Source organism: Parasphingorhabdus sp. (genome assembly GCF_039939955.1).
Classification (GTDB): Bacteria; Pseudomonadota; Alphaproteobacteria; order Sphingomonadales; family Sphingomonadaceae; genus Parasphingorhabdus.
The window spans coordinates 191641-211817 of the sequence record NZ_JBDVHS010000006.1; the positions used below are offsets into that span (position 1 = coordinate 191641).

The following is a 20177-nucleotide window of genomic DNA, read 5'->3' on the forward strand; positions in this document are numbered from 1 at the left end:
TTAAACGGCGGCTTTGCAAAGCTTCAACCGATGTTGGCCAGCGTTTTGATGCTGTCCTCAACGCCAGCTTGGGCAGATACACAGCATGCAAACCATCTCGCGAACGACGATGTCACAATATGTGGATTATGGCGCACTGATTGGCCCCCAATTTGCAACCTCAATAACGACATGGAAAGCCGTACCAGCTCAGACCTAATGCGTGAAAGTGCCGTACCAGTCCATGGTACGGCAAAATAACAAACCTCATTTTGAACCAAAAGGCGCAATATGTTAAAATCAACTCTTCTAGCAACTTGCTCTATAGTATCCCTGCTACATAGTAATCAATTGTTGGCTCAATTAGACGACCGCCAGCCGTTTAATTCTGCTGATATTAATGAGGAGGAGAGGACCACTAAGTATCGAGATATAAAAAACATATCGACGGGGCTTCTGTCTCTTTCGTCTAGCGACATTTCCGTTGGCCCGAGCGAATCGGTTTCTAAAATAGAACTAACCCGGACTCACATATCTAGAAGATACGTGTCCCACGAAGCATTTGATCATGATGCGCGCTTGGGCGATCTTACAATGAATAGCCTTGATATTGTTTGGTTTTGTTATGGTGAAAGCTGGTCTAGCTGCAGTATACCTAAAAATTTAAGACAAGATCGACTAAATATAGGCTTGCATTCTATACCTTTTGACGGCGCTCGTGCGCAAATTACTTCATCGACCAATCCTAGCACATTTAAAGCCCATGCAACGGATGGGAGCGGAACTTTCATCACTCATCACGGCAACTACTTGCAAGGCCAAGAACAACTAGATGGCTCAAAAACGGTTGCCACAACATCAGATGGTACGCAGTATATTTTTGACACATCAGTAGCATGCTTTTGTTTGGGAGCAGCAGCACAATCTTCTCAATCGATTTACAGAGTCAATCCACACCTTTCACCGACTCCAGATTCACCTTCAGATGAGCCGGGTGCGCACTTAATAGGCTACAAAGTTTCTGAAGTTGTCTTTCCAAATGGGGAAAAATGGAAATTCAGCTATGCTAACGGAAGTTCATATGGGCCAGCCAATACAGGGGCAACAAATCCGAGAATTGAAAAAGTAGAGAATTCGAGAGGCTTCGGTCTCAAGTTTACCTATCTTGCCGACACGACAACCGGAGGCTTCCCAAATAGCATAAAAGTTACAAAAGTTAAGAAAGTAGATGCTTATAAAAAGAAATGCGGGACCGCATGCATAGATCATATTCTAGGTAGTGTGGCGTACACATATGACAATAATTACAACCTTTCTTCTTTCTCCGATTTATCCGGTTATATGGTATATTTTGATTACGAACCGATAAACCCAAATACACACTCAAGTTTAATATTTTCTACCGATCAAAAGCTTACAAAGGTAAGTGATGATGATAGTGATATTCTCACAATCGATTATAGCGGTAGCTCCTCAAGTGTGACAAAAGCAACCTATGGAAATGGAGAGCATGTAGAATATCCCGCCGGCATAAAGCGTTATGCGGATGGCTCAGAGATTCGTTATATAGGTAAGATAGGTGTGCCAGAGCCCCACCTAAGCTGGGATACAAATAATTATACAGATGTTGGATATAAGACTTATCACGCCGTGGATATTCATCCCCATTTTTTCAATCAACCGTTGCACCAAGTTGGTAGAATCACTGATGAGAATGGCCGAGATACAAATTACGAATACGACAAGCTTGGTCGAAAAATTACAGAAGAATTTCCTGATGGTCGCAAGATTCACTATAAGCGGGACAGTCGCGGTAATATCTTTGAGACAATAGCTAGGGCCAAGCCAGGGTCTGGGCAGCCCGATCATATTACCAAGGCAAGTTTTCCGACCTGCAATGATACAAATTTTCGCATTTGCAACAAACCTATCTACACGATTGACCCCAAAGGTAATCGCACCAATTATACTTGGTCAACAACGCATGGCGGCCTGCTGACGGAGAAATCTGGATATAACGCCACTGGCATATGTTCGCTTTCTGGTGGTTGTACTGAAACAACTCATAACTACTCGCCTTTCACAGGCGTTGATGGTGCAACTTTCTATCTGAGGACAGAAACAGAGCAAAAAATCAACGCCAGCACCATGCAGCGCACAACTTTTGCTTATGACACCGGCAATGGATTCACTTTGAAGGAAAAGGTGGAAATCGCTGACGCGGTCAGCCTGAGGACTTGTTATGAACATGACATGTTTGGAAGACTGGTTAGCGAAACTGAGCCCAACGCTAACCTTTCATCATGTCCGTTGTCGGAACCACCACCTCCACCACCACCTCCTCCTCCTCCTCCTCCTCCTCCTCCTCCTCCTCCTCCTCCTCCTCCTCCTCCGCCTCCGCCTCCGCCTCCGCCTGATCCTTGTGGTGGCCAGCTTTGCTAGTAGAATGGAGAAATCAGATGATATTTGTTCGATCACGACAGATTCTGCTTGCAGCAGCATTCGGTCTTGTTGCGCTTAGCCTTACGATCACAACCGAAGCGCGAGCTGACACAGCAGCGCCCTATAAGAATGTTATCCGATATGACTTACTGGGTCGCGTTACAGGCACTATAACCGCTAATCCTGATGATTCCGGTCCATTGAAGTATGCAGCCACTCGTGCGACTTATGATATGCGGGGTAACCCAATAAAGATAGAAATAGGCGAATTGGCCAGTTGGCAGGCAACAACAATAGCTGCTGCTAACTGGACTGATTTTACGGTACTGACTTCTATTGAAAACAGTTTTGATGAAATAAACCGCAAGCGAAAGACCGTTAGGAAAGGCAGCAACGGAGCGATTACTGACGTCACACAATTTAGTTACGATGACAGAGGCCGCTTGGAATGTACTGCGGTTCGCATGAATCCTGCCATTTGGAACAATCTGCCGGTTTCAGCTTGTATTCTAGGTGCGCAGGGTACTGGTATCAATACACATGGCCCCGATCGGATTACGAGGACCATCTACGATGCAGCAAGTCAGGTCAAGCAAGTACGCCGTGCGGTCGGTACGCCTCTCGAGCAGGCCTATGCAACCTATGACTACACCCTCAGCGGTCAGCAAAAATATGTTATCGATGCCAACGGTAACAAGGCCGAGATGGTTTACGATGGCTACGACCGTCTGATCCGCTGGTCATTCCCTTCTAAGGCAAACCCTACGGGCTATAATGACGCGACCCCTGCAACCGCGTTGACTTCCGCCGGTGCTTTGAGTGCAGCGGATTACGAGCAGTATGATTATGATGCCAACGGCAATCGTACATCTTTGCGCAAGCGCGATGGTTCTTTACTGACCTACGAATATGACGATCTAAACAGGGTTATACGAAAAGTTGTACCATCTCGACCTGGATTAGCTGCGGTTCACACGCGCGACGTCTATTATCAATATGACCTGCGTGGACTTCAACTCAAAGCACGTTTTGATAGCTTATCAGGCCCCGGTGTGGATAACGCCTATGACGGCTTTGGCCGGATGATCAGCAGTACCAATAGCATGGGCAGTACGCCGCTGGCGCTGACATATGAATATGATAAGAACGGCAATCGTACGAAGGTCATCCATCCCGACAACAAGGCTTTTCTCTATAGCTATGATGGCCTCAATCGCTTGGAACTGGTGCAGGAAAGTGGATCGACGCCGGTTGATCTAAAATCCTATAGCTATAACCAGCGTGGCCTTCGAGCAGGCGAGAAAGACGCTAATGGTGCAGTGGCTGCTAGCAGCTATGGCTATGACCCTATTGGAAGGCTTACCGATCTGGACCGCAATCTTTCGGGATCCAGTAGCGATGTGAATTTTGATTTTACCTATAATCCCGCGTCTCAAATAAAGACCCGCAAGATCAGCAATAGTCTTTACGCGGCGACTGCACATTATAACATTGATCGCAACTATACGGTCAATGGCCTCAATCAGTACACGACTGCAAATGCGAATCCGACACCTGTGGGAACAACCAAATTTGAATATGACGCCAATGGTAATTTAACACGCAGTGGAAAACCGGAAACTCAAAACGGCCCTCTGACTCCAGAAAACTCGACATCCTATATTTATGATGTAGAAAATCGTTTGGTCAGCGCTTCCGGTAAAAAGACGGCTTCGTTGATCTATGATCCACTCGGGCGTTTATATCAAACGGTTGGGGATGGCGCAGCGACAACCAAGCGTTTCCTCTACGACGGTGATGCGCTGGTGGAGGAATATAATGCTTCAGGAACGATGCTCGACCGTTATGTCCATGGCGGTGGCGTAGATGATCCGATCATCTGGTATAATGGGGCGACTATTGGGTCGACAACCCGTCGCCACCTACAGAATAATTGGCAGGGCAGTGTTATAGCAATCCAAAACAGCTCTGGCGGCATGGTGCAGGCCAACGGCTATGATGACTATGGCATTCCCAATGATACCAATTTGGGGCGCTTCCAGTATACCGGTCAGATCTGGATCCCGGAGTTGGAGATTTATCATTACAAGGCGCGGGCCTATTCACCGACGCTGGGGCGTTTCATGCAAACCGACCCGATCGGCTATGAGGATCAGGTTAATCTCTATGCCTATGTGGGCAATGATCCGGCGAACATGATGGATCCATCAGGACAAGACAGTTGCACATTATCGGGTTGTCGTTTGGATCAGCTGGTAGCGACTGGCAAAGCACCATCTGGACCAGATAGAGAAATGAACCTAGCTGAAAAAGCCTTTACTGGAATTTTCTTGGCAAGTTTCGCTTTGGCAACGCCTTTCGATGAAGCTGTTGTTGCTAGGGCAGCGTTTTCTAGGATAGGTCTTGGCGGTTTTGCAGTGCATGCGGGCACTATAGGAAAAGGTGCATTAGGCCTAAGCACAATGAAGGGTTTTGCTGCTGCTTCAAATCTGTTTAAGAACGCCCTAACTAACAAGGGAAATTTTGGCTTAGGGAGCGCGACCCGCGAAGCATCCGAAGAATTGGGCATGGCTTGGGTCGGAAAAGGAGCCACAAAATCAAAAACTGGCAACTCTTGGGTGAGTGAAGACCGAACAAGGACTTTTCGCTCCGCTTCACAAAAGAGCGGCGGAAAAACACAAGCAAATTTTGAAAGGAGGGTGCTGGTGGACGATGGTAAAGATAATAAAAGTTGGGAAGTTGTAGGAAACGGACACTTGGACATCAACTAAGATGAAATGTATTGTCAAAGAAATTGACTTTTTGGACGCCGATCAATTCGACAATAGTTATCCCTTTTGCGATGACCCTATTCGCCTGCACGCGCAGGTGATAATAGGACGGGATGATCAAGATGGAGGTGATATTTTTAATCTACATGTATGTAATTCCGCTTGGCTAAGACATACTCTAGAAAGAGAAGGCGTGCTAATTCCGTCGAGAATAATTTTTACGGAAAAATTTGATGAGAGCTCTCTTCTCGATAAAGTAAACTCTTTTGTTTCCAGAACTGAAGGAGATAGTGTTGACGAGATATTTTCAAAACTACACTTCTTCGGAGCATGGGAATTTCTCTAGTTAAAGCCACAGTTTAAAAACATACTAGGTTCGAAATAACCTGTCGCACAGGACACTCGCTTGAAAGTGCCGTCAACATGACTTTTGCGAGCCCAAATGCAACGTTCCGGGCACGACATACAAACTTTCCGCCTCCCCCTTAGAACCGTGTTGTAAAATATCAGCACATATTCTGTCACTATCCAGCTGACGTAGTGTCGCGGACAGAATCTTTGCAATCATTACAACTATTTATGAGCCAGATCCAATGGTTCCGAAGCATCCCCTCGCCCATGTTATCCGAATATAGCAAACGGCATCTGCAACGGTTGACGCGTCTAAGTTATCTAGCCCCGGACATCATCACTGCCATTATTGACGGAATGCAGCCAGTTACTCAAAATCCGGTCTACATGGGCAAAGTGCGACACAAAGGTCGCCATCTACAAAGGCGAGTATGAAGCGACCATTGATCGGGGGGATGTACAACGCATCTTTGCCGCCAATCGCAGAGACCATGCATCAGGAAAAAAATCAAGAAACCCGAGTTTGCCCCACGGGCTGATATCAGACCCTGATGGCCGATCAATGATCGTCAACCCATGCTTGCAAGGGTCCAAAGAGGTTTAGATATTATGTGACGCGGCTCCAGTTTCAATTGAGGCAAATGTCATCCAGAAGCAAAGCGGCATACCGCGGTCTCGCTAACCGGCTCCAGAACTCTGCAATTCACGAGAAACGCCAAACATTACTGGATCACCGGGTCAATGTACAAATTCTGGAAAAACAGCTTGTGATAAACTTCCAAGCGGTTGGCAAAGAGAAACGATCGGAAATCCGCGTTGACGCAAAACTTGCGAGGCAGGGCAGCGAGTTGAAATTCACTGCCCCGCCAACGAACGCGAACATCAAACCGGCTCCCGATCCCAATAGATTGGCCGAGTCAGAGGAAAATGTTCGGGTGCGCCTGACCATTTAATCCAAAATTTAAATATGCTGTGACAGCCACGAAATAGGCCTGTGAGACGAACGGCATATGTTCGCCTATATGCTGATTTCAATAGGTGAGCTACCCCTCGGACGCCCGAGTACTAAGCTCGCAAAGGAATATTCATCTAAGTAATTTATATTATGGTTTGAATGGATGGTGCGCCCGGCGGGATTCGAACCCACGGCCCCCAGATTAGGAATCTGATGCTCTATCCGACTGAGCTACGGGCGCTATATGTTCGCGGGTCTAACCACATTGAGGAGCGCATACCAGAATCAATTTTTGGATTCGGGTGGTAAAACCGGCAAAGGCAATGGCTGTGCTGTAATGCCCTCATCTGCCAATTCCGAGACCTCTTCTTGCGACGCGGTCCCATGGATGGGCTTTTCATCCGCATCACCATAGTGAATGTCCCGGGCTCGATCAGCGAATTTATCCCCCACCCATTCGGAGTCAGCGAGTAGTTTTTCTTGCGCTTTAGCCAGTTTTCCAATCATTTCCTGATATTCAGCGGGCACGGCTACGTCACTACTAACGGACTGAGGGCTTTGCGGTTCGGCGAGATTTTCGATTGGCTCAACCGTGCCAGATGCCTGATTCCCTTTCCGGCCAAGGTTCGGAGCCATAGTCGCCTTAGCGATGTTTTTGTCACCGCAAATCGGGCAGTCCAACAAGCCCCGGCTCTGCTGCTCTTCATATTCATTTGAGGAACCGAACCAGCCCTCAAACCGATGCGCCCCATCCGCGCAGATCAAATCAAAAACAATCATGTCATTTTCACCGGCAATTCGAAACTTCTACGATTAGCGACGGCGGGAATACGCGAGCGGACTTCCGCTATTTTCGTCCGATCCAAATCGCAAATTTCAAGGCCAGTCCCCTCCCCCATATCGAGCAATATTTTGCCCCACGGGTCCACGACCATCGAGTGGCCATAAGTGGTTCGACCATCCTCATGTTTTCCCCATTGCGCTGTCGCTACGACAAAGGCCCCTGCCTCAATCGCCCGCGCGCGCAGCATTATTTCCCAATGTGCTTTTCCAGTTGGAACCGTAAACGCGGCTGGAATGGCTAGTATATCGGCACCAGCATTGGTCAACGCTTCGTACAGAGCGGGAAAACGAACATCATAACAAATCGACAATCCCAGCATAGCGCCGGGAATAGGCGCCACGATCGCGCGGTGCCCACCAGCATATGCGGAAGACTCTCGCTGAGCCTCATCAGGGCTCAGATCGACATCAAACAGATGGATCTTGTCATAGCGCGCTGCAATTTCTCCATCGGGACTGATAAGATAGGAACGATTGACCCATTTCTCGTCCGGATTGTCATTGGCCTGGATGGCCAAAGAACCGAGCTGCACCCATATCCCCGATTTTTTTGCTTCGGATCGCGCTGTCGATAGGACGACATCATCCGATTCATTCCGGATCACTCTTGCAGCCCGCGACCGATCCCGATCCAGCAGACCGGTCATCTCTGGCGTAAAAACCATGACCGCACCGCCGGCTGCCGCTTCGGCTAACAACAAGCGAAGTTGACGGGCATTTTCTTCGGGATCAATGCCGCTGCACATTTGAGCAAGCGCGATTTTCAAATCAGATCATCCGGCAAGAAGCGCATCGAGCTCGCCACTCTGGTCCAAAGCGGCCAGATCGTCCGAGCCGCCGATATGACGGTCACCGATGAAGATTTGTGGAACCGTCACTCTTCCACCGGAACGCTGAATCATCTCCTCACGTTTCTTACCATCCATCGTGATGTCAGTTTCCTCAAAGCTCACATCCTTGCTTTCAAGCAAGGCCTTTGCCCGGAAACAGAATCCGCAGGTGAACTTTGTGTAAATTTCAATTTTCGACATATCTCGAACCTTCTATCATCAGTCTGCAAATGGGCGGTTAGTTGGCGAAATTCAAGCAATCGATACACTAACTATTCTCGAAACCGCTTATAACCCTAGCCCAGCAGAAAACGAGCACTCGTTCGGCACCTGCCTTTTTGAGCAACCGAGCGCAGGCATTGCTCGTCGAACCGCTGGTATAGACATCATCTACCAACAAGATCGATTTCCCGCCGATTCTGGCTCGTGCGTCGGTACGAAGCAAAAATGCCTCATCAACGGTTTTGCGCCGCTGCTTGCCGGTCATACCTCGCAACGGAGGAGTAATCCTGCTGCGATAGATTACCCTATAATCCATTCCAATACCGGTGACACGTGACAGCTCTCGACCAATCAAAATCGATTGATTGAAACCACGGCGCCATAGCCGTGAATGATGCAGTGGCACCGGAACGATGATAGAGTTCTCTGGGCATTCGACAGTGAATTTTTGTAAATGTTCTGCAATCAATCGTGCGAGCCCCAATCGATTGCCATATTTCAAACGCATCGCGATCAACGAACTCCGATCATCATAGCGCACAACCGCTCGAACTCCGTCATGGATCGGCGGATCGATTAGACAATCTATACAAAGGCTTTCTTCGGCGGGGTCAAAAGCCAAAGGCAGACCGCAACCAACACACCACGGCCTCGCGATGAAGCTCAATTGTTGCCAGCAATCCAAACAGAAACGATGATCTGCTTCCACCGTAACCCCGCAGATGGGGCACCTTGGTGGCAAAGCGAAATCGACGATCGGCCTAAAAAGATCGGGCAACGGCATTTGATCTTTTTGGCCAGCGCTCCTAAAGGCACAAGTCCCTATGACCGATACAGTCAATGTTCCCGAAACTTTTAGTCGAAAAGGTAGACGTTTAGTCAGGGACCGCGCCTATGCGCGAGAAAAGGGCGAAGACTTCCTCTCCCATATCATGGTTGAAGAAATTCTGGAGCGGCTAGATGTCGTAAAGTGCACATTTCAACGCGCATTGATAATCGGTCTACCGGCAGAAAAGCTTGGAAAAGAACTAGAAGCACGCGGCATAAAGCCGACATTTGCCGATTCCAGTACCCGATTGGTGAAAGCTGTGGGCGGCATCAGATGTGATGATGATCGTTTGCCGTTCGCCGACCACAGCTTTGACCTGATTATCAACATCGGATCTCTCGATACGATCAACGATCTACCCGGAGCGTTAGTTTTGTGCCACAGGATATTGGTTCCCGATGGATTGTTTCTTGCCGCGTTGATCTGCGCAGAAAGCTTCCCATCCCTCAAATCTGTGATCATGAAGGCAGAGGGTGATCGGGTATCGGCACATATTCACCCGCAGATCGATGTGCGAACGGCGGGCGATCTCATGGCACGCGCGGGCCTCACTCTGCCCGTCGCAGATAGCGACAGATTAAACCTCCGATATTCCAGTCTAGACCGCTTGATTGCCGATATAAGAAATGTCGGGGGCAGCAATATCATGACCGGCAATCGTTCCGCGATTAGTCGACCGATCTACGATCGCATCCGATCCCTGTTCAGCGCTCAAGCAGATGCCGACGGCAAATTCTCTGAGAATGTGACTATATTATATCTGTGCGGATGGGCCCCTCACCCAAGCCAACCGAAGCCGGCACGCCGCGGAAGCGGACAGGTCTCACTTAGCACAACACTTTCCGGAGATGATAAGGACTAATCTATATCGCGTAGAACAGATGCCAGCTTTTGAACCAGCGGGCCATCGGCCGGAGGCATCGCTAGGTCTTGAATAGCCTCCACCGATAACCACTGTAAATCCAGGGCATCAGGGCTTTCCACATATCCGGTCCATTTGCCGCAGATGTATAGAAGGAGGAGCAGATGTTTGTCCGCCAAAGCTTCGCTTGCAAAAGCAACCGGCTCTAAATCCGGCTCGCAAACAGCAATTCCCAATTCTTCCTGCAGCTCACGAATCAGAGCGATTTCTGGAGTTTCCCCTGGTTCAACCTTGCCACCAGGAAACTCCCAAAGGCCCGCCATAGGTTTACCTTTTGGCCTCTTCTGCACCAGAATTCTGCCATTCTGGTCCATCAACGCAGCAGCAACGACAAACAGATATGTCGGATTTTTTTCCATTTTTTCCTGCGATGTAAGGATTTTATTAATCCATTTCTGTGAAACCGGTCTCGTTCGTGACTTAGCAGGAATTATCTATGTTGAGAGAGTTATGATTAGTTTTCTAAAAAAATTATATCTGTCTGACACGGGTGCGACGGCTGTTGAATATGGTTTGATTTTGGCCCTCATTGCACTTGCAACGATCGTTGCAATTACCGGTGTTGCCACTGAAACGACCAACATATGGGGTGATGTTGCCACTCAGGTAACAGAGGCCTCGTAAAAAGCCTTCCTTACTTAAACTTTGAGTAAGGTTTCTGTCTTAGAACATTGAATGTGAGCAATTATTTGCTCAAATTGGGTAAGTGAATTTTTGTTATAACTAGGAGACCAGACATGAAAATCGTACGTAAAATGTTTAAAAATGAAGAAGGCGCAACGGCTATTGAATATGGCTTGATTGCTGCTCTGATCGCTGTTGCAGCCATCGTTGCAATGGGTCAATTGGGTAACACCCTCAGCAACACCTTCACCGAAGTCGAAAGCTCGATGTCCGGCGAATAATAAACGAACAATAAGACGGCAGCCTTCTGGGCTGCCGTCTTTTTTTTTGCCCGATTGAATCAATAGGTAACTATTTTGACCTTCTGGCCGACTCTCAGTCCGTCAGTCGCACGCAATCTGTTCAATACCAAGAACCGATCCTGCTTGTAGTTCGCATAGGCCATCCGTGAGGATAGGCTGGAAACTGTATCTCCACGTTTTACCGTCACAACATCGACCCTACGCGGTCGTATCCTCGACGCTTGAGCGGTCGAAAGCCTGGACATGCTCTGATACATTGGTGAAAAAACGGAGGCTTTGCCGGCGGGTGCTATCGTCGCAAAATGAAATGCACTGCTTTTCGAAAAGGCATAAGCAAAGACCGTGACATCAACCTGACCACTATTGTTGTTGACCCTTGCCATTGCATAAGATGCAGGCAGCCCGTTGACTGTCGTTCTTTGTATAGCGCCGTATGAAATAGCTTTCCCTTCGCCTGCAAGGCTCTTGAAAGCAGCGTCAATATAGGACGCCATATTTCCATTATAGGCAGCAGTCGTAAACTGTCCTTGCCCAGCCGACCCAGCAATCGATACGGCGCGCGCTCCATTTTGTATGGAAAAGCCGTTGGGGACATTGAATTTCAGCTTCATATCCGGGTGAAGAAAACTATTTCCTTCGATCACCCCTTGCTTGGGATCATCACCGTACATAATCCCATCCAGTCTTTGCAAAAACTGGTCGCGGTTCCGAACATTGCCAGACCCATTCATTTTACCAGCATTTGTTGCAGCCCGCGACACGCGGCGCGCGGGATCAGGATGCGTACTTGCCCATTCCGGAGCACTGCGGGCATCGCGCCCTGCCGTGCGTGCATCCAGCGCGGATTGCGCAGCCAAGGAATATAACATGGATGACAGTGCCTGCGGATCATAGCCTGCAGAAGCGAGGTAGCGGATACCTAGATCATCAGCTTCATATTCCTGTTTGCGCGAATATTTCAATGTCAGCAATTGACTGCCCGTACCGAAAACCTCTTGTCCGATCCGTCCGATGGCAGAGTCCCCCAACAAAACCTGAGACCCTATTTGCCCTAAGATTCCCAAGATGCTGTTGCGTTTGGCTGCTTTTTGTCTTTTTTCGCTATGTCTCGCAGCGACATGACCAACTTCGTGACCTAGAACGCCGGCCATTTCGGCCTCGTCATTCATCAATGCCATCAACTGTCGGGTTAGATAGACATATCCGCCCGGAATCGCGAAAGCGTTGTTAACTGGGCTATTCAATAAGGTTACGGTGAAATCACTGCGCGCATTTCCGAGACCGGATTGCACCGCAATATTTTGCCCCACACCCACGACATAGCCGACCTGAGAACCGGTATAGGCGCCGCCAAATTCCTGAAGCAGTTGAGGGTGTGCCTCTGCGCCCTTTTGTTTATCTGCTGCCGATATCGAACGGACCTCGCCCGCCTGATTTCCTGCTGAGTTAACAGCGCCAGCGTCCGCTCCGCCACCCGTGCATGCTGCCAAAGCCACTACTGCTGCGGCGCTCATCATTCTTTTCGAAACTGCTCTCATATCATGCTCCTCTTCACAGCAGTGTATAAGAACAGATCATCCGGTAAAGGGCGGGAGGTGTAAAATGACGTTTCACCCCACGCAGAACAAGCACTTTTGGCCTAAAGCGCACCAATTTGAAGGAATTTTTCGCGCCGCATTTTCCTCAGCGTCTCGCGGTCGAGCTTTTCAAGCTTCTCAAGTTCTTCCGCAATCGCCTTGCCCAGAGAGTTGATCGTCAATTCTTGATTGCGATGCGCGCCCCCCATCGGTTCTTCGATTATCCGATCAATGACACCAAGCTTTTTAAGATTTTGGGCTGTGATTTGCATCGCGTCTGCTGCTACATCAGCCTTATCACCCGTACGCCACAGGATCGAGGCACAGCCCTCCGGCGAAATTACCGAGTAAACGGCATGCTCAAGCATGAGCACCCGTTCGGATGCCGCCAAAGCTACAGCGCCGCCCGATCCGCCTTCACCCACGATTATCGCGACAGTCGGAACCCCGAGCGACAGGCATTTCTCGGTTGAGCGAGCGATTGCCTCAGCTTGCCCCCGCTCTTCTGCAGATACGCCCGGAAAGGCTCCTGATGTATCCACTAACGTCAAAACCGGAAGCGAGAACCGGTCGGCGATGTCCATAAGGCGTATCGCCTTGCGATAGCCTTCCGGCTTACCCATGCCAAAATTGTGCCGCAGCCTGCTTTCCGTATCATCGCCCTTTTCGTGACCAATGACGACCAACCGGCGATCTCCCAAACGTGCAAATCCGCCTATTATCGCCTGATCATCACCAAAGTTTCGATCGCCCCCAAGCGGTATAAACTCATCAAACAGGCCCTCGACGAAGTCCTTGAAATGTGGGCGCTCCGGATGGCGAGCAACTTGTGTTTTTTGCCAAGGGGTCAGTTTCGCATAGGTCTCGCTCAGCATTTTGGCTGATTTGGCCTGCAGTTTTTCAATTTCCGTTTCTATGTCAAGTGAGCCCTCATCCGCGGTATCTCTAAGTTCGAGAATACGGGCTTCGAGCGCAGCGATAGGTTTTTCAAAATCGAGATAAGATGTCATGAAAACGAGTTAGAACCGGACAAGCTAAACGTCAACGCACGAGATTTAGTTGATTCAATGGATGACGATTATTCACAAGCTCCACCAAACGTGCGCTGTCGATATGTGTGTAGATTTGGGTGGTGCTAATGTCGCTATGTCCTAGCAAAGTCTGCAATGCCCGGAGATCGGCTCCTCCTTCAAGCAGGTGGGTAGCAAAGGCATGACGCAAAACATGGGGACTTATGTTTGCGGGATCAATCCCCGCCTTAGCGGCATGTTCTTTGATAACCTGGAACAGCCTGACCCGGCTTATATGGCCAGTTCTTGAAGGGAAAAGCCATTTTTCTTTCGAGTCAATAAGTTCGATCCATCGGCGCACGGCAGTACGAGCCTGCTGAGAAATCGGCACTAACCTCTCTTTGTCTCCTTTTCCCTTCACTATCAAATAGGGTTTGTCGCTAGCCATGGATGATCGTTGCAAGCTTACAAGCTCGCTCGCCCTGAGCCCCGAACCATATAAGAGCTCCATTATCGCCGAAAGTCTTACGATAGCGGGTTTAACCGGCTGATTATTAAGGCCTTCAGTAATCAACTGGAATAACATCGCGATTTCGGCGTGAGAGAGGGTCTTTGGCAAGGAGCGGGCCAGGCCTGGCCGGGGCAACGCGTCGGAAGGATCGTTCTCTCGAAACCCTTCTTCAACAAGAAACCCGAAAAAACGCCTCAAACTCGAAGATTTCCGAGCAACCGTACTATTTTGCAATTTCCGCCAATGAGAGGGCAGTGTTTTGACCGCCTCTCGATCGGCATTGGATAGTCGCCCTCCGACGATTACAGAGGCCTGCTCCAAATCGGTTCGGTAGGCTGACAAAGTATGTTGAGATGCGCCAGTTTCTGCAACAAGCATTTCAAGAAACCGCTCAATCAGATTAGCATCATCGCTCATATTATAGACAAATAGACCTCACTGCCTTCAATGCAAAGCTTATGTCCGCGACAACGCCTCAGCGGCGATCATGCGAGCCTCAGGCTCCAGGCCGACGCGGCTCAGGCTTTGCATGATGTGATAGAGGTGCAAGGGAGACATGGCATTCCAGTCTCGGCCTTGCATTCCAACGGCAACGAGTAAAGCCACCGTTCCCTGTTGACCACGTTGAGCAGCCGCCTGAATTGCTCTCGTCCACCTCGTAGACCGCCCCAAGTCCAAACTTAAATCATTGGCAAAATCGCCGATCGCCTGTTGATCCGCTCTCCCCAAGCCAGCAACCGCGGCGAGAAGAAACTTGCTGCGCAGTTGCTCATCACTCGTATCCGAGTAAGCGAACGTGTTCAGCGCATCATAAGGAACTGGAACATCATTGGTTGGCGCAGCGACAGCCAGTAGCGCCCAGCCATCACTCCCCTGGCCCACGATATTTGCCCATCTTTCGGCATTGCGATCCAGACCGGCCGAAAGCATGGAAGCGATCAGATCTCCGCTATCGTCGTTAAGAGCCTCCGTCGGCGGAATTTTCGCCGCGGCGCGAGCGGTGAGTATCTTAGCGGAATATCGCGTCAGTACACCGTTGGATCGCCCCCACAAGTCACGCATCGCTGCCAAGCGGTATTCCGCTGTGTCATCGGTGTAAGCTTGACGCAATACCGATGCCAACGCCCTCTGATCGTCACTAGCCGCCGGATCATCATAGGTAGCGGCGTAAAGATCGACCATTGCTTGGTTCGAAATCACGCCCATAGCGGCTGCAATATCGACGGCTTTCATTCGTGATTCTTTTGAAAGCATTGGCGCCCGAGCGCGCCAACCCTGCACATGTCGCCCTGCCTGAGCGTATAGATAATCCGGCGGCTCAACGCCGGTGGCGACACCCAAGCCAAAGCGCCAGTTGTTGAAAAATTCTATATCATCCCAAAGAATCGTTACAGCTCTGCGGCCTTCGAACCCGGCACCAATCGTCTTTTCTGCTAACAGATAGTCAATTCCTGTGGCAGCCTTGTTCCGCCTTGCTTGCTGGAGAAGACGGGTCGCTCGCCCCTGTTCCCCTGCGAAGGACGCACAAATAGGGCGGAACATCGTCCAGGTCGGAGCATCGCTGACGCGCGCACCACTTTCTACTAGAGGACAAATGCCAGCCGGGTCGGCAGTTGCCAGATGCGCCTGCATCGCCACTTCAAAGAGCCGGGGCGTATAGTTGCCACCATCAACCTTCAAAACCAGCGAACGGGCCGCATCCGCCTCACCCATGCGCAGTAACCGCCAAGCGCGTTCCGCTGTCCAATCTGCTGGGTTTACATTCGCCGGACTGGTGACTTTGCTGAGCAATGCGCGGCGGAGCAAGATTGAACTCCAACGCGAAACAATAGGCCCATTCAAATTTCTAATTAGATTTGTAAGATATTCACCACCCTCACCGCCGAATGCGTCCTTGGGCAAGCCACTATATCGCGGCGTCAAAACGCCTATTTCCGCCATCGACCGCCTTGCGCCTGCGGACAAATAATATTTGGGCCGAAGCGCATCATCCAACGCATCAAGGTCAAGCTCTCCATTCTCATCAAGAGTCAGCGACGGCACAGAGGCAGTGTCAACGACGCTTCCGTCGACAAGAGTTTCGTTTGATGAATCCTGTGGCTGAGAAGGGGCAGGCCGCACTGGAACCGGTCCCGGAGCTGGCGTGGGAACGACTATGGGCGCAGACGCGGGTACAGGTGCGGGACTAGGAGCTGGAGTGGAATCTCCGAATCCCGGCGGCAGTAGAGATTCCGGAGAATCCTGTCCCAAAACCGGAATCGCGACCAAAAGCGCGCCGAGACTGGCGGCAGCTAAAGATACATGCTTGATACGCATCCGCATATTATTGCAGATCGCTACCAATTACCGATTTTTCAACCGGTTGAAGCGGCTGTTCGACATCCATCGAAGCCAAGAGAAATGCAGCACCGATCAAGATCGCCACAAATAAAATTAAATAGACCAACTGACGCGGCATCGCTGTAACTCAATCTTCCGTACGGTTAAAAACTAGCATAGTTAGTATTGGAATTTGCACCTATAGCCAACCACTGTATAGCCTTTGCCCCAATGGACAAAAACATAAAAGCCTCTTTCGACAATTCCACAGGTAATTCCGGTGAAAAGCCGAATTTGCCTACGGATCGGTCGATTGTACTGGTCGGTCTGATGGGGGTTGGAAAAACCACAGTAGGCCGACGCTTAGCAAAACGACTGGGTCTTGCTTTTGTAGATGCTGATGAGGAAATTGAACGGGCAGCGGGCCTGACGGTCGCAGAAATTTTCGAACGCTTTGATGAAGATTATTTCCGCGCCGGAGAAAGGCGCGTCATTACCCGGCTAATGGAAGGCGAGCGTCAGGTGATCGCAACGGGCGGCGGTGCGTTCATGAACGACGAAACGCGCGCACTAATTCTCAAAGACGCAACCGCAGTTTGGCTCGATGCCGACCTAGATATTTTGGTAAAACGCGTATCAAGACGCGACACACGCCCCTTATTAAAATCCGGTGATCCAGCGACGATTTTGGCCGATCTAGCAGCCAAACGAAATCCCGTTTATGCCACCGCACATATTCATGTCATGGGCAATGATTCGCCCCATGATATAACCGTTGAAAAAATTATTGAGGCGTTACAACGTTGACCCAAATCACAGTTGAATTAGGCAAGCAAAGCTACCCGATATTGGTTCGAACCGGCGCTCTTGAGTTGGCCGCCACTCATCTAAAGAAATTCGTCAACAACCAACGCCTTTTCGTTCTCACAGACGAGAATGTCGGATCGCATTTGCTCCAAAAGCTGCAGAATTCTTTTTCCGGAAGCGATGTCACCCTTGTCGTGAAAAGCCTGCCAGCCGGGGAAACTAGTAAAAGTTGGCGACAGTTGGAAACTGTGACCGACTGGCTTCTGGCTCAAGGCATCGAACGCTCCGACACGCTCGTGGCGTTCGGTGGCGGGGTGATCGGAGACCTCACTGGATTCACGGCGGCCATTGCCAAGCGCGGATGCGGATTTGTTCAAATACCCACCAGTCTCCTCGCTCAGGTAGATAGCAGTGTTGGCGGTAAGACAGCGATCAACAGTTCAGCCGGAAAGAACCTGATCGGAAGTTTTCATCAGCCGCAATTTGTCTTGATCGATCCACTGGTCCTGAACAGTTTACCGGATCGAGAACTACGCGCGGGCTATGCCGAAGTAGTCAAATATGGACTGATTAATGATGCGAGTTTCTTCGCTTGGTGCGAGACAAATGGAGACAAGGTTCTAAGCCGCGACCCAGATGCCGTCAGCAAAGCCATAATCCATAGCGTAGGCGCGAAGGCCCTCATCGTCGCCGAAGATGAAAAAGAACTCAGCGGACGGCGCGCCTTACTTAATCTGGGCCATACATTCGGCCACGCGCTGGAAGCGGAAACTGGTTTCTCTGAGAAGCTCGTCCACGGAGAAGCTGTCGCCGCCGGCATGGCACTGGCTTTCGGATATTCGGTCAGGCGCGGACATTGTGATGCAGCGGATGCAGAACGCATAGTCACCCACTTAAAGTCGGTTGGATTGCCTTATAATTTGGCCACATCATCCGTTGCGGCATCAGGCCAACGACTGGTCGAACATATGATGCACGATAAGAAAATGAGCAGCGGTACTCTTCCCTTCCTGCTCGCCAACGGCATTGGCCAGACATTTCTCGCTAATGATGTAGACTTGGATGATGTCGCCGCGTTTTTGGACGCGTCGGCTTAGTCATCTGTATCGGTTTGGACTCAACTTTTTTCGGGAAGGTCCCCGCCGAACCCAAACTCTGCTCCAGCAAACATATCGCCACCGAACTTTATTTGCGCCTCTAGCCGATCGCAATCACGTTGCCTAAATTCGTCATCAACCTCGTCGATCAGGCTTTCATCTATATCAATCGCATACATGGTCTGTCTGGCAAGGTGGATGGCAGACTCGAAAAGTTCTCGCTTCATTCCGACGATGCCTAACCCCTTTAGTACAACCAGTTGACGGCGATCATAGACCCGGACAAACATCTTGGTTTCGGGAAAGGACTGTATGACCTCACGGGCTCTTTCCGGACCGAATTCCTTGTCATTCATACAAAAGACAACAGCATCTGCTTGCTCTGCTCCCGCCCGACGCAAAAGATCTACCCGAGTCCCATCTCCATAAAATACTTTGGCGCCAAATTGTTCGTGAATATCGATCTGCTCGGGGTTGATATCAATCAATGTCAGCGGAATTTTAGCAGCCGACATCATTTGTGAAACGGTCTGACCAAATCGACCTTGCCCAACGACAATTACCGATGCTCGTTCGGCATTGGCAGGGTCTTCATGATCTGTAGTCGTTTTGCTTCCTCCCTCACTAAACATCCGCGTGAGCAGCATCAAAAAGGGAGTCATCGCCATTGAAACCGTAATGATCGCTCCAAATAGACTGCTCGCCTCCGGTTCGATCAGAATTGCTTTTTCAGCTTCGGCAAAAAGCACAAATCCAAATTCTCCGCCCTGACTGAGCAACATTCCCATTGCCAGAGCCGGATAGGTCTCCATGCCGAACAGTTTGCCCAGTCCAAAAATAATCGCGATTTTTACGGCAACCAACGCCAAAGCTGCGCCTACAACAAAGCTGGTATTTTCTATAACAACGTTGATATCCAACATCATGCCGACAGCCAGAAAGAAGAAACCAAGCAACAAGGAACGAAATGGATCGATATCGGCTTCCAACTCATGGCGATACGGCGAATTAGCCAGCATAACCCCGGCGATAAATGCGCCCAATGCCGACGACAGCCCGATCAATTCCATCAGCGCAGCGCTTCCAAAAACCGCCACAAGGCCTGCAACAATGAACAGCTCTCGCTCGGCAATGCGACCAATCACTTTCAACAAAGGCTGCAGCAAATATTTACCAGCCGCGATAAGACCAGCAATCGCTACAATCGCATAGATGGCCGTCAGCCATCCTGATTGCCCACCATCCTGCTGTGGCGCACGCGATAAAGCCGCTATGATTGTCAGCAGCGGGATGATTGACAGATCTTGAAACAGCAGGATTGAAAACGTCTTTTCACCCATCGGCGTGTTCAACCTGCCAGAGGATTGCAGCATCGGCAGTACCTGTGCCGTCGAAGACAGGGCGAGTGGTAAACCAATGGCAATAGCAGCGGCGAGCGTAAATTTGGTGGTCGCCATGATCAGCAAGAACAACACGATACCGCACAGAACAACCTGGCTTAATCCCAGTCCGAATATAGCCTGACGCAGACGCATGAGCCGCGCGGGTGCTAGCTCCAACCCGACAATGAATAGGAGAAGAATGATACCGATTTCGGAAAACTCAAGGATCGTTTCGCCGTTGCTAATCAATTGAAAGCCGTGCGGGCCAATCAAGATACCCGCGATCAAATAACCAAGAACCGCACCAATGCCGAACCGGCGAAACACGAGCACCATCACAAGCGCAGCGCCGAGCATGACGAAACCGCCCAGCAGTAGATCACTCATATGCGTTTCTGATTCCA

19 protein-coding genes and 1 tRNA gene are annotated in these 20177 nt (G+C 49.9%); 8 read left to right on the forward strand and 12 right to left on the reverse strand.

Translation table 11 applies throughout. The features are described 5' to 3' along the window. Positions 1 to 525 precede the first annotated feature (525 nt). From ABJG22_RS12120 to ABJG22_RS12130, 3 genes are all read left to right on the forward strand, one after another. Positions 526 to 2421: an RHS repeat domain-containing protein gene (locus ABJG22_RS12120; protein WP_348020531.1), complete on the forward strand. Its 1896-nt coding sequence runs from the start codon at positions 526 to 528 to the stop codon at positions 2419 to 2421. 17 nt (positions 2422 to 2438) lie between these two features. Continuing rightward, a complete protein-coding gene (locus ABJG22_RS12125) occupies positions 2439 to 5192 on the forward strand; it encodes an RHS repeat-associated core domain-containing protein (protein WP_348020532.1) in 2754 nt (917 codons plus the stop codon). A 1118-nt stretch (positions 5193 to 6310) separates the two neighbouring features. Then, on the forward strand, positions 6311 to 6496 hold the full coding sequence (locus ABJG22_RS12130; RefSeq protein ID WP_348020533.1) for a hypothetical protein: 186 nt from the start codon (positions 6311 to 6313) through the stop codon (positions 6494 to 6496). Between the two features lie 166 nt (positions 6497 to 6662). Here ABJG22_RS12130 and ABJG22_RS12135 read toward each other — a convergent pair. The 5 genes from ABJG22_RS12135 to ABJG22_RS12155 form a co-directional block, all read right to left on the reverse strand. Then, a tRNA-Arg gene (locus ABJG22_RS12135) sits at positions 6663 to 6739 on the reverse strand. 44 nt (positions 6740 to 6783) lie between these two features. Next, positions 6784 to 7278 (reverse strand): DUF1178 family protein, encoded by a 495-nt coding sequence (locus tag ABJG22_RS12140; RefSeq protein ID WP_348020534.1) that lies wholly within the window; start codon positions 7276 to 7278, stop codon positions 6784 to 6786. Next, positions 7275 to 8108, reverse strand: coding sequence for a carbon-nitrogen hydrolase family protein (locus ABJG22_RS12145; RefSeq protein WP_348020535.1), 834 nt, complete (start codon positions 8106 to 8108; stop codon positions 7275 to 7277). The genes ABJG22_RS12140 and ABJG22_RS12145 overlap by 4 nt, the downstream gene beginning before the upstream one ends. Before the next feature lie 6 nt (positions 8109 to 8114). Then, positions 8115 to 8372: a glutaredoxin 3 gene (grxC, locus tag ABJG22_RS12150; RefSeq protein ID WP_348020536.1), complete on the reverse strand. Its 258-nt coding sequence runs from the start codon at positions 8370 to 8372 to the stop codon at positions 8115 to 8117. Positions 8373 to 8439: 67 nt separating this feature from the next. After that, positions 8440 to 9177, reverse strand: coding sequence for a ComF family protein (locus tag ABJG22_RS12155; protein ID WP_348020537.1), 738 nt, complete (start codon positions 9175 to 9177; stop codon positions 8440 to 8442). Between the two features lie 40 nt (positions 9178 to 9217). On the opposite strand from ABJG22_RS12155, the gene ABJG22_RS12160 reads away from it, so the two are divergent. Next, a complete protein-coding gene (locus ABJG22_RS12160; protein WP_348020538.1) occupies positions 9218 to 10084 on the forward strand; it encodes a methyltransferase domain-containing protein in 867 nt (288 codons plus the stop codon). Here ABJG22_RS12160 and ABJG22_RS12165 read toward each other — a convergent pair. Further along, a complete protein-coding gene (locus ABJG22_RS12165; RefSeq protein WP_348020539.1) occupies positions 10081 to 10503 on the reverse strand; it encodes a (deoxy)nucleoside triphosphate pyrophosphohydrolase in 423 nt (140 codons plus the stop codon). The genes ABJG22_RS12160 and ABJG22_RS12165 overlap by 4 nt on opposite strands. Positions 10504 to 10594: 91 nt before the next feature. On the opposite strand from ABJG22_RS12165, the gene ABJG22_RS12170 reads away from it, so the two are divergent. Further along, positions 10595 to 10768: a Flp family type IVb pilin gene (locus ABJG22_RS12170; RefSeq protein ID WP_348020540.1), complete on the forward strand. Its 174-nt coding sequence runs from the start codon at positions 10595 to 10597 to the stop codon at positions 10766 to 10768. A 113-nt stretch (positions 10769 to 10881) separates the two neighbouring features. Continuing rightward, a complete protein-coding gene (locus tag ABJG22_RS12175; RefSeq protein WP_348020541.1) occupies positions 10882 to 11049 on the forward strand; it encodes a Flp family type IVb pilin in 168 nt (55 codons plus the stop codon). A 59-nt stretch (positions 11050 to 11108) separates the two neighbouring features. Here the strand turns inward: ABJG22_RS12175 and ABJG22_RS12180 are convergent, their stop codons facing one another. The 5 genes from ABJG22_RS12180 to ABJG22_RS12200 form a co-directional block, all read right to left on the reverse strand. After that, complete coding sequence (locus ABJG22_RS12180) at positions 11109 to 12608, reverse strand: M48 family metalloprotease (protein WP_348020542.1); 1500 nt, start codon at positions 12606 to 12608, stop codon at positions 11109 to 11111. Positions 12609 to 12709: 101 nt separating this feature from the next. Further along, a complete protein-coding gene (locus ABJG22_RS12185; RefSeq protein WP_348020543.1) occupies positions 12710 to 13657 on the reverse strand; it encodes an acetyl-CoA carboxylase carboxyltransferase subunit alpha in 948 nt (315 codons plus the stop codon). Between the two features lie 31 nt (positions 13658 to 13688). Next, on the reverse strand, positions 13689 to 14585 hold the full coding sequence (locus tag ABJG22_RS12190) for a tyrosine recombinase (RefSeq protein ID WP_348020544.1): 897 nt from the start codon (positions 14583 to 14585) through the stop codon (positions 13689 to 13691). Between the two features lie 39 nt (positions 14586 to 14624). Continuing rightward, positions 14625 to 16490 (reverse strand): hypothetical protein, encoded by a 1866-nt coding sequence (locus tag ABJG22_RS12195; protein WP_348020545.1) that lies wholly within the window; start codon positions 16488 to 16490, stop codon positions 14625 to 14627. 1 nt (position 16491) lies between these two features. After that, entirely contained in the window at positions 16492 to 16626 is a 135-nt protein-coding gene (locus tag ABJG22_RS12200) for a hypothetical protein (RefSeq protein ID WP_348020546.1), read from the reverse strand. A gap of 92 nt (positions 16627 to 16718) precedes the next feature. Between ABJG22_RS12200 and ABJG22_RS12205 the strand changes: the two genes are divergently transcribed. Both ABJG22_RS12205 and aroB read left to right on the forward strand, forming a co-directional pair. Further along, complete coding sequence (locus tag ABJG22_RS12205) at positions 16719 to 17294, forward strand: shikimate kinase (protein ID WP_348020547.1); 576 nt, start codon at positions 16719 to 16721, stop codon at positions 17292 to 17294. Further along, positions 17291 to 18391 carry a 3-dehydroquinate synthase gene (gene aroB, locus ABJG22_RS12210; protein ID WP_348020548.1) on the forward strand — a complete coding sequence of 367 codons (1101 nt, stop codon included), beginning with the start codon at positions 17291 to 17293 and terminating at the stop codon, positions 18389 to 18391. Before ABJG22_RS12205 ends, aroB begins: the two co-directional genes overlap by 4 nt. A 20-nt stretch (positions 18392 to 18411) precedes the next feature. Here the strand turns inward: aroB and ABJG22_RS12215 are convergent, their stop codons facing one another. Next, positions 18412 to 20160, reverse strand: coding sequence for a monovalent cation:proton antiporter-2 (CPA2) family protein (locus ABJG22_RS12215; protein ID WP_348020549.1), 1749 nt, complete (start codon positions 20158 to 20160; stop codon positions 18412 to 18414). Between the last annotated feature and the right edge of the window lie 17 nt (positions 20161 to 20177).

Bases quoted from the DNA above. Each gene is read 5' to 3' on its own strand.
- ABJG22_RS12195 (WP_348020545.1), bottom strand. From the start codon at position 16,490: ATGCGGATGCGTATCAAGCATGTATCTTTAGCTGCCGCCAGTCTCGGC.
- ABJG22_RS12190 (WP_348020544.1), bottom strand. From the start codon at position 14,585: ATGAGCGATGATGCTAATCTGATTGAGCGGTTTCTTGAAATGCTTGTT.
- ABJG22_RS12175 (WP_348020541.1), top strand. From the start codon at position 10,882: ATGAAAATCGTACGTAAAATGTTTAAAAATGAAGAAGGCGCAACGGCT.
- ABJG22_RS12155 (WP_348020537.1), bottom strand. From the start codon at position 9,177: ATGCCGTTGCCCGATCTTTTTAGGCCGATCGTCGATTTCGCTTTGCCA.
- ABJG22_RS12160 (WP_348020538.1), top strand. From the start codon at position 9,218: ATGACCGATACAGTCAATGTTCCCGAAACTTTTAGTCGAAAAGGTAGA.
- ABJG22_RS12185 (WP_348020543.1), bottom strand. From the start codon at position 13,657: ATGACATCTTATCTCGATTTTGAAAAACCTATCGCTGCGCTCGAAGCC.
- ABJG22_RS12125 (WP_348020532.1), top strand. From the start codon at position 2,439: ATGATATTTGTTCGATCACGACAGATTCTGCTTGCAGCAGCATTCGGT.
- ABJG22_RS12205 (WP_348020547.1), top strand. From the start codon at position 16,719: ATGGACAAAAACATAAAAGCCTCTTTCGACAATTCCACAGGTAATTCC.
- ABJG22_RS12215 (WP_348020549.1), bottom strand. From the start codon at position 20,160: ATGAGTGATCTACTGCTGGGCGGTTTCGTCATGCTCGGCGCTGCGCTT.
- ABJG22_RS12200 (WP_348020546.1), bottom strand. From the start codon at position 16,626: ATGCCGCGTCAGTTGGTCTATTTAATTTTATTTGTGGCGATCTTGATC.
- ABJG22_RS12140 (WP_348020534.1), bottom strand. From the start codon at position 7,278: ATGATTGTTTTTGATTTGATCTGCGCGGATGGGGCGCATCGGTTTGAG.
- ABJG22_RS12180 (WP_348020542.1), bottom strand. From the start codon at position 12,608: ATGAGAGCAGTTTCGAAAAGAATGATGAGCGCCGCAGCAGTAGTGGCT.
- ABJG22_RS12165 (WP_348020539.1), bottom strand. From the start codon at position 10,503: ATGGAAAAAAATCCGACATATCTGTTTGTCGTTGCTGCTGCGTTGATG.
- ABJG22_RS12170 (WP_348020540.1), top strand. From the start codon at position 10,595: ATGATTAGTTTTCTAAAAAAATTATATCTGTCTGACACGGGTGCGACG.
- grxC (WP_348020536.1), bottom strand. From the start codon at position 8,372: ATGTCGAAAATTGAAATTTACACAAAGTTCACCTGCGGATTCTGTTTC.